Raw genomic sequence first — 6339 nt, forward strand, 5'->3', positions numbered from 1 at the left:
CCTGATGGATGGTGACGAGATCGAAGGCATCGCGCTCGACCGGCGGCGCGAAGATGTCGCCCTGCCGAACCTGCGCGTTCGAAACGCCGGCCTTGTCGAGATTGGCGCGCGCCACGGTCAGCATCTCGCGCGACATGTCGATCCCGACACCGCGCCGATAGAGCGGCGAGAAGATTTCGAGCAGCCGCCCGGTGCCGGTGCCGAGATCGAGCATCGACTGGAACGGCCGCTTGCCGACCAGTTTCAGCATTGCGGCTTCGACGGCGCGGTCCGGCACATGAAGCGAGCGGATATGGTCCCAGCTTGCCGCATTCACGGAAAAATACTCGACCGCCCGGTCCTGCCGCTTGCGCTTGACCGAGGCCAGGCGCTCAAGATCGCGCTCGACCTGCGGATCGGCGCCGCGAATGCCGGAAACCAGGCCCATGACGAAGTCACGCGCGGAATCCGCATCCGACAGGCGGAAGAAGGCCCAGGACCCTTCCTGGTAGCGGCCGATCAGCCCTGCCTCCAGAAGCAGCTTCAGGTGCCGCGAAACGCGCGGCTGCGACTGGCCGAGAATTTCGGTAAGATCGGAAACGGTGAGGTCACCGCGCGACAGAAGTGCCAGTATGCGCAATCGGCTGGATTCGGCCGCCGCCTTTAACGTATCCACCATAGTGTCGAGCGAGACATGCATCAGCGTATTCTCTTTGAAAAGATATAAACATATGTTTATGTCAGTTTTCGAAACCTTGCAAGCGCTATGTCGCTTCCGGACAAGAAAATGCCGCTTGTGTGGCGTTTTAAGAGACATGGGCCATGACTGGACCGCGTGAGATGTTCGAGGCCCGCGAAGGCGAGCAGAGGCTGGAAAACGATCCCGCACTGATGCCGCCGGATGACGGCATCGTCTTCATCGGCCGCATTGCCTCGCCGTGGACGACGCGCGAAACCTGCCCGAAGAACATGCGCGCCGCGCGCGAGACCGGGCAGAAGGCAGTGCTGACCATCGACGCGCCCTACCGAAATGGCTTACGGGGGCTGGAGCGCGCCAGCCACGTCATCATCCTGTCCTGGCTGCATCACGCGCCGCGGGACCTGATTGTGCAGAAACCACGCCATGCGGCCGAAGCAAAAGGCGTATTTTCGCTGCGCTCCCCTGCCCGCCCCAACCCAATCGGGCTGCATGTGGCCAGGCTCGTCGGGCTCGACCAAAACACCGGCCGCATCGATCTCGACGCCATCGACGTGCTCGACGGCACTCCGGTCATCGACATCAAACCTTATTTCGCCTCGACCGACGCCATTGCCGAGGCGACCATCGAAGGGCGCGACGAGCCCAACGGGGTTCGGCGATGACGGCGCCCACCGGTCGCCGCCGCGCCATCGCCAAGGCGCTGACAGCACTTCTGCCGCTGGCACCCTATGCCGACATGGAGAAGATCCGCGGCGACGCCGGCGCGGTCCACATGAAGACCTTGCCACCAGGCATCGCCGTATGGCTGGCGACGATTGCCCATATCCGCCACATGCACACAGATTACGAGAAACTGCTGAGCGAAGGTTACGACCGCGACTCGGCGCGTTTCTTCGTCATCGAGCAGACCAACGTCGTGCTCACTCGCTGGCGCGCGACGCGCCTGCTCGACGCGGATGACGAGGAGGAATGACCACGGCTACTTCCGCTTAAGCACTGCGACCGCATTATAGGGCTGACCATCGGCCTGGCCGATCCAGGTCCAGGACAGATTTCCCTTGAAAAACCTGACGGTGATGTTGCCGCCGTCGACGCATTTGTCCTGACCGTAGGTGATGCTCTCGTGGTATTCCGCCGAAATGCCGTCACTGGACGTCTGTGACAGCGATCCGCCGCAACCGAGTGACGGATAGTCGATCGACGCGCTGCCATCGCTGATGGTCATGGCGATCGGCCAGTCGGCCCCGGCGTCACCCGCCGGGCTTTGATGGCCGCTGCCGACCCAGGTGCCGCTCAGCGACGGCACCGCGCAAGGCAGGTTCTGGAAGATCGGTGTCAATTCGCTGCCGGTTTTCTCGCAGCGATAGGTCTGCCCGCCCTGGCACAATTCATCGCCTTCGCGCGCGCACTGGGCGCTGGCTTCGCCCGCAGCGGCGAACATCGTCATGGCTGCTATGACGGCCCCAAGCCTGCCCATCTTCCCCCTCCCGTTCAGAGCGCGCAATCTAAGGCAATTCCGATCCAATGTATCGACGAGATCGTCATCGAGGCCGAACAGCACCGGGCGGGTGGCTCTATGCCTTCTGCCCAGCGCCGATAGCCTACTGATCTTGCCTTGCGTGACAGGAAGCCCCAATGAGCCACACGGCGACGACACAGGACGAGAAGCAACTGCCCGTGGTTGGCGACCGCCATGTCGACCCGCATTCCTACCCCGACGGCATCGCCTTTCTCGACGGCCAATACCTGCCGATGTCGCAGGCCAAGATCTCGGTGCTGGACTGGGGTTTTCTGCATTCCGACGCAACCTACGACACCGTGCATGTCTGGAACGGCCGCTTCTTCCGCCTCGATCTGCATCTCGACCGCTTCCTCGGCGGGCTGGAAAAGCTGCGCATGACCATTCCCTTCGACCGCGACGGCGTGACCGAAATCTTGCACAATTGCGTAGCGCTGTCCGGTCATCGCGCCGCCTATGTCGAAATGCTGTGCACGCGCGGCGCCTCTCCGACCTTCAGCCGCGACCCGCGCCAGGCGGTCAACCGCTTCATGGCCTTCGCCGTGCCGTTCGGCTCGGTCGCCAATGCCGAGCAGCTGCAGCGCGGCCTGCGCGTCGCCATCAGCGACAAGATGCGTATTCCGCCGGCCTCGATCGACCCGGCGATCAAGAATTACCACTGGCTCGATCTGGTGCGCGGCCTCTACGATGCCTATGACCGCGGTGCAGAGACCGCGTTGCTCCTCGACTTCAACGGCAATGTCGCCGAAGGCCCGGGCTTCAACGTCTTCTGCGTCAAGGACGGCAAACTGTCGACGCCGGCCACCGGCGTGCTGCCCGGCGTCACCCGCCGCACCGTCTTCGATCTCTGTGCAGAAGAAGGCCTTGCCGCCACGGCGACCGATCTCAGCGTCACCGCATTGCGCGAGGCCGACGAGGTATTCATCACCTCCACTGCGGGCGGCATCATGCCGGTGACGGAGATCGACGGCGCGGCGATCGCCAATGGCAAGGTCGGACCGATCACCAGCCGGCTGATGGCGCGCTACTGGCAAAAGCACGAGGACCCGGCCTGGTCGTCTCAGGTGAATTATCTCCGATAATTCAGGCGTCTTTGTCAAAAGATTCCCGTCGCCTCTGGAAAATCAGAGGATCGACCGTATATGCCCGAAAGCGGAGAAGCCTCCGCTTTCATCCAAAATCACGCCCGCAGGGGCAAGGACTCCAAGATCATGACAAACAAGGTTTGGTTCATCACCGGATCGTCGAAGGGCTTTGGCCGCGTCTGGGCCGAGGCTGCACTCGCCCGAGGCGACCGCGTCGCGGCAACCGCCCGCGATGCTGGCACCCTCGCCGATCTCGTCGAGAAATACGGCGACAGGATTGCCGCGATAAAGCTCGACGTCACCGACAAGAAAGCCGTCGATGCCGCTGTCGCCGAGGCGCACAAGCGTTTTGGCCGGCTCGACGTCGTCATCAACAATGCCGGCTACGGCCATTTCGGCGCCATCGAGGAGGTCAGCGAACAGGAAGCTCGCGACCAGATCGAAACCAATGTCTTCGGCGCTCTGTGGGTCACTCAGGCCGCACTGCCGATCATGCGGGCACAGCGTTCCGGCCACATCATCCAGATCTCGTCGATCGGCGGCGTCAATGCCTTTGCCTCGCTCGGCCTCTACCACGCCTCGAAATGGGCGCTGGAGGCCTTCAGCCAGTCGCTCAGCATCGAGGTCGCGGAATTCGGCATCCATGTGACGCTGGTCGAGCCGGGCGGTTTCTCCACCGACTGGGCCGGGCCGTCGGCCAAGGTATCCCAACCGATCGAGGCCTATGCGCCCGCCCGTGCCAAGATGGCCGAGCGCCGCGCCAATTCGGTCGCCGGCGATCCAGACGCCACCGGGCCGGCCATGCTGGCCATTGTCGACGCCGCCGAGCCGCCGCTGCGGGTATTCTTCGGCGATGGCGGCCTGCCGATGATCAAGCAGGAATACGCCAACCGCATTGCCACCTGGGAGAAGTGGGACGACGTTTCCATCATGGCGCAAGGCGTGAAGAAGAACCGCAAGGGCTGAAGTCCAGCGCTTTTGCTGCGCCGCTCCATGGGCGGCGTAGCCGGCCCTCAGGCTTGATAAATCCACTGCTCCGGCACGCGCAGCGATATCTCTTCGCCTGCCCTAACCGTGCCTGGCTTCTCTACCCAGGTGACAATGCCGCGCAGCCGCTTCGCCGCTTTCGGGAACAGCAGAGCGCCGGCTTCGACGTCGGCCATTCCGGCGTTCTCCGCGATCGACCGGCCGGCGATGCGGCACGGACCATTCTGCGCGTCGACCTTGACTGTCACGCCGCCCTTGAAGAACAGCAGCGTGCCGGCCGGCAGCATGGAGAGGTTCGGCACCCCTTCGATCACAAGATTGGCGCCGATCCACTCCGGCCTGATCTCGGCCAGGCGCATGCGCTCGGCGACGATGGCGAGTTCATCCGCTGCCACGATCGACAGCTGCCGTTCGTTGCGCATTTCAGTGCCGCGCGGATACCAGGGCTCGCGCCCGCCCGAGCGCCGTGTCGGCCCGGCATGGAAATCGCCTGAAATGCCGTCGAAACCCAGCCGCAATTCGTCCACCGGGCGCGTCTGAAAATGATCCGCCGGCGCCACGTAAAGCGCTGCCGCCCTGGCGGCAAGCTTTCGCGCGGCAATGATTTCAACCGGCTTTTCAGCCTCGGGGAAGAGATCCGGCATGGCGTTCTTTCTATTCGTCATCCAGCGAATTAGCCGGGCGCGCTTCGCGGCGTCCAGTCGAAAGTGCTGATCGTCCGATCAACAGCACCGATAGGATCGCGATCACGCTTTTCTTACCTGTCATCGATCTCGCACCGCATTGCCGGCGCGCGGTGCCGGTTTCATAGTGACGTCCAGACGGTTTGCGGAGGCTGATCATGCGACCTGTGACGGCAATCACGTTGCTTTGGTTGATCTGGGCAGGAAGCTGGGCCGTCGCCGCTTTGTGGTCCGACCCTGCCCAGAAGCGCGCCGGGTTCAAGGCGGAGGCCCGCTATCGGGGTCTCTGGATAGCCGGCGCGGTGCTGCTGTTCATTCCGGCGCACGGCTATGAAGGCCGGCTCAGGCTGTGGATGCCTGATCTCCCCGAAGCCTGGATCTGTGTCGCCCTGATCGCCATCGGCATCGCCTTTGCCTGGTGGGCGCGCCTGCATCTCGGCAGGCTGTGGTCGGGCACCATCACCGCCAAGGCCGGGCACCGTGTCGTCAACACCGGCCCGTATGGCCTTGTCCGGCATCCGATCTACACCGGATTGCTGCTGGCGATCCTCGCCACCATGGCAGCCAAGGGCACCATGTGGGGCATAGCCGGAACCGCGCTGCTCATCATCGGCATCGTGACGAAAGCCAGGCTGGAAGAAAATTTCCTGCGCGGCGAACTGGGCAGCGCCTATGACGACTATGCCGCGCGCGTTCCGATGCTGGTGCCGTTCGCACCAGCATGACGCGGCAGCCTCAAAGCATTCTCAGCAGCGCGCCGCCGATCGAATAGCCCGCGCCGAAGGCGCAGATCAGACCGAAATCGCCCGGCTTCATATCGGCGTGGTTCTCCGACAGCGCGACGATGGCCCCGGCGCCCGCCGTGTTGCCCAGCCGCTCCAGCACCATTGGCGCGCGGTCGTGATCGACCTCGTGGCCGAACGACAGCTTCAGGATCATCGCATTCATCCGCGCATTGGCCTGATGCAGCCAGAAGCGCCTGATCGCCTGCGGCGTCAGCCCGTGCTCGGCGAGGAATTCGACGATGAATTTCTGCCCGGCGACGGTGACTTCCTTGAACACCTTGTTGCCGACCTGCTTGATCAGGTTGCCTTCCAGATTGATCATGTAGGGATCATCCTGGGCGGTGCGGGTATGGTAGCCCAGATTGGTGCGGATGTTGTTCGACATCTGCGTCCAGATGCGCGTGTCGAGCACCTCGAAGCGCCCCGGCCGCTTGTCGCCCTTGGCCAGGCCTTCGACCACCATCGACACCGAAGCGTCGCCGAAAATGAAATGCGTCTGCCGGTCGCGGAAATTGAGATGGCCGGTGATGATCTCGGGCGTCGTCACCAGAATGCGCTTGTGCGCGCCCGACCGCACCAAATTGACGGCGATGTGCAAGGC

General features: G+C 63.4%; 9 protein-coding genes. 5 read left to right on the forward strand and 4 right to left on the reverse strand.

Annotation, left to right across the window (positions count from 1 at the left end; genetic code table 11):
- Positions 1-679, reverse strand: a 679-nt coding sequence (locus EOA22_RS21430; RefSeq protein ID WP_127390205.1) for a metalloregulator ArsR/SmtB family transcription factor, incomplete at its 3' end; no start/stop codon positions are given.
- A 122-nt stretch (positions 680-801) separates the two neighbouring features.
- On the opposite strand from EOA22_RS21430, the gene tsaA reads away from it, so the two are divergent.
- Together tsaA and EOA22_RS21440 are read left to right on the forward strand one after the other, a co-directional pair.
- Positions 802-1341 carry a tRNA (N6-threonylcarbamoyladenosine(37)-N6)-methyltransferase TrmO gene (gene tsaA / locus EOA22_RS21435; RefSeq protein WP_063168491.1) on the forward strand — a complete coding sequence of 180 codons (540 nt, stop codon included), beginning with the start codon at positions 802-804 and terminating at the stop codon, positions 1339-1341.
- Positions 1338-1652, forward strand: coding sequence for a DUF2293 domain-containing protein (locus EOA22_RS21440; protein ID WP_013530931.1), 315 nt, complete (start codon positions 1338-1340; stop codon positions 1650-1652). Before tsaA ends, EOA22_RS21440 begins: the two co-directional genes overlap by 4 nt.
- Before the next feature lie 6 nt (positions 1653-1658).
- On the opposite strand, the gene EOA22_RS21445 is transcribed toward EOA22_RS21440, so the two are convergent.
- Positions 1659-2156 carry a hypothetical protein gene (locus EOA22_RS21445; RefSeq protein WP_127390206.1) on the reverse strand — a complete coding sequence of 166 codons (498 nt, stop codon included), beginning with the start codon at positions 2154-2156 and terminating at the stop codon, positions 1659-1661.
- 158 nt (positions 2157-2314) lie between these two features.
- Here EOA22_RS21445 and EOA22_RS21450 point away from each other — a divergent pair, with 158 nt between their 5' ends.
- Entirely contained in the window at positions 2315-3280 is a 966-nt protein-coding gene (locus tag EOA22_RS21450) for a D-amino acid aminotransferase (RefSeq protein ID WP_063168493.1), read from the forward strand.
- A gap of 129 nt (positions 3281-3409) precedes the next feature.
- Positions 3410-4249, forward strand: a complete 840-nt coding sequence (locus tag EOA22_RS21455; RefSeq protein WP_063170269.1) for an SDR family oxidoreductase — start codon at positions 3410-3412, stop codon at positions 4247-4249.
- Positions 4250-4296: 47 nt separating this feature from the next.
- On the opposite strand, the gene EOA22_RS21460 is transcribed toward EOA22_RS21455, so the two are convergent.
- Positions 4297-4914, reverse strand: coding sequence for an MOSC domain-containing protein (locus tag EOA22_RS21460; RefSeq protein WP_063168494.1), 618 nt, complete (start codon positions 4912-4914; stop codon positions 4297-4299).
- Positions 4915-5111: 197 nt separating this feature from the next.
- On the opposite strand from EOA22_RS21460, the gene EOA22_RS21465 reads away from it, so the two are divergent.
- A complete protein-coding gene (locus tag EOA22_RS21465) occupies positions 5112-5678 on the forward strand; it encodes an isoprenylcysteine carboxylmethyltransferase family protein (protein ID WP_063168495.1) in 567 nt (188 codons plus the stop codon).
- A gap of 10 nt (positions 5679-5688) precedes the next feature.
- On the opposite strand, the gene EOA22_RS21470 is transcribed toward EOA22_RS21465, so the two are convergent.
- A partial coding sequence (locus tag EOA22_RS21470) for a 3-oxoacyl-[acyl-carrier-protein] synthase III C-terminal domain-containing protein (protein ID WP_281040772.1) occupies positions 5689-6339 on the reverse strand: 651 nt, incomplete at its 5' end.

The sequence above is a fragment of the Mesorhizobium sp. M7A.F.Ca.US.014.04.1.1 genome, assembly GCF_003998745.1.
GTDB classification, from domain to species: Bacteria; Pseudomonadota; Alphaproteobacteria; order Rhizobiales; family Rhizobiaceae; genus Mesorhizobium; species Mesorhizobium ciceri.

Excerpts from the sequence above, each read along its gene's own strand:
- EOA22_RS21445 (WP_127390206.1), bottom strand. The coding sequence starts at position 2,156 with ATGGGCAGGCTTGGGGCCGTCATAGCAGCCATGACGATGTTCGCCGCT.
- EOA22_RS21465 (WP_063168495.1), top strand. The coding sequence starts at position 5,112 with ATGCGACCTGTGACGGCAATCACGTTGCTTTGGTTGATCTGGGCAGGA.
- EOA22_RS21460 (WP_063168494.1), bottom strand. The coding sequence starts at position 4,914 with ATGCCGGATCTCTTCCCCGAGGCTGAAAAGCCGGTTGAAATCATTGCC.
- EOA22_RS21450 (WP_063168493.1), top strand. The coding sequence starts at position 2,315 with ATGAGCCACACGGCGACGACACAGGACGAGAAGCAACTGCCCGTGGTT.
- tsaA (WP_063168491.1), top strand. The coding sequence starts at position 802 with ATGACTGGACCGCGTGAGATGTTCGAGGCCCGCGAAGGCGAGCAGAGG.
- EOA22_RS21455 (WP_063170269.1), top strand. The coding sequence starts at position 3,410 with ATGACAAACAAGGTTTGGTTCATCACCGGATCGTCGAAGGGCTTTGGC.
- EOA22_RS21440 (WP_013530931.1), top strand. The coding sequence starts at position 1,338 with ATGACGGCGCCCACCGGTCGCCGCCGCGCCATCGCCAAGGCGCTGACA.